Origin of the sequence: Rhodopirellula sp. UBA1907 (assembly GCF_002337565.1) — a bacterium.
Lineage (GTDB): Bacteria > Planctomycetota > Planctomycetia > Pirellulales > Pirellulaceae > Rhodopirellula > Rhodopirellula europaea.
In genome coordinates, this window is the sequence record NZ_DDGH01000030.1 from 18,009 (window position 1) to 19,930 (window position 1,922).

Annotated in this window: 1 protein-coding gene; it reads right to left on the reverse strand. The window is 56.8% G+C overall.

The genetic code is table 11. The features are described 5' to 3' along the window. Positions 1 to 139 precede the first annotated feature (139 nt). A partial coding sequence (locus B2R17_RS06400; protein ID WP_286763321.1) for an efflux RND transporter periplasmic adaptor subunit occupies positions 140 to 1,922 on the reverse strand: 1,783 nt, incomplete at its 5' end.

The following is a 1,922-nucleotide window of genomic DNA, read 5'->3' on the forward strand; positions in this document are numbered from 1 at the left end:
TTCGTTTCGGGAGAGGTACGCCATGTGGAAATCTGCCGAAAAGCGGTATCGGAAAACTGCACGACCTCCCGCGGGGCGACGGGAGCCAGGGTATCTGAGGTTGCTGTTGGGAATGGCTCTGCAAAATAGCAGCCAACCATCAGCGGGTTTCTTGAGAGGCTTGAGCCAACGCGTTTTGAAACCACAGACGCACACGTTTGGCGATCGAAGCTTGGTGCCATCCGAAACGAGCTTCCAAACGCAAGCCCGCGGGAAGGCGTTGAGCTTCTTCCCGGGGAAGCTTCAGCACGCCGCGAAAATGTGGCTGAAGCAAACGCATGGTGTCGATCATCTCTTCACCCAAGCGATCATCATTGGATGATTCTTCGGATGCGTCATCAACTCGAACGGCCAATGGGCCGCCATGCGTGGCCGCCAACGACGCGTTCGGCACGCGGTCAGAGGCACGCGGTTGAAGCTGGTCGAGCGTGGCCCAGAAGGTTTGTCGACCGGGGGCAACCAAGCGAACCGGTTGGCCGATCTGCTTGCGAACATCGTCAACCTGCGACTGATCGATCACCGCCAAGACCTCCTTGTCAGACTCCGCCGCGACCACCATCAACACGTCTCCTTCGTGAACGTACGTGTTGAGTTTGGACTGCAAGTCATCCGCGATCACGACTCCGGCACGGTTCGCCACTACGTTCAGTTGATCGGATTGCGTTTGCAACGTTGCGAGCTTCTCCGTGATCGCTTGACGGTTGTCCAGCAGAATCAACCGTTCCGATTCTTCACGAGATTCGATCGCTTTACGGAGTCGAATGTCGTTTTGCTTTTGAGCGATTTCCAATTCCGCGACGCGTTGCTTGAGTTCGCGATTTTCGATGATTGCAAGCAGATCGCCGGCTTCGACCTTGTCGCCCTCATTCACATTCAATTCGATCAGGAAACCTTCCGCTCCAACGCGGATTGCTGAATCAGGATCATACTGCACCACGACCGGAACGCGGACTGACGATGGGATCGGCATTGAAAACAACATCCAACCAAAGACGCCAACAGCCATCGTCCCAAGCACTGCACCTCGGCATACCTGGATCGGTTCAGTGTCCCACAGCGTTCGCATCGACTTCAGGAATTGGACGAGCGGTTTTCCCCACCACATCCATAGTCCAAGAGTTGAAAGGACGATTCCGGCACCGCCCAGCATCGTTGAGGCGGCGATCGCGAGCGAGACACAAACGAGAACTCGCCAAGCAACAGCGGACCATCCGTAGACGAAGACCGCAAAACGTCGCCAACCCGTGTGTGAACTGTTCCAAGACGCGTCACCGAGAAACCAACGGCGAAGGAATTGTCGAACCGACTGATTGGCTTCGGTGGCCAAGTTGGGCACATCCATTACGTCGGACAGCATGAAGTAGCCATCGAAACGCATCAGCACATTCGCGTTGAACAGGATGGTCGATAGTCCCGCCGTCAGGATCACGTGGTGACACCACCAACGGAACATTTCATCGTCGCTGAGCATCCATCCACCGATCGCGAGCGATGCGACCAGCCCTTCGATGAACAAACCCGCCGCTGCGACACCGATGCGCGACCACCGCGAAGGCAATCGCCAGCAACTTGATACGTCGACGTACGCTAGCGGTGTCATCAACACCCAGACCACGCCGGCTTCCCGCACGGACCCGCCAGCCCGATGGCAGGCGATCGCGTGTCCGACTTCGTGAATGAGTTTCAAGCCGATCGCTGTGAACAACAGCCACGCCCAATTGGACGGATCAAAGATCGAGGATGCACCCGCGATGAATTCGGACCAACGCGAAGTCAATCCAACCAGCGCCGCGACGATGATCAACGTTCCGACGATCAGCATCGGCGTTGAAAACAGAAAGCCGAGCACGCGTGACAGGTATTGCAACAATCCCGCCGCACCC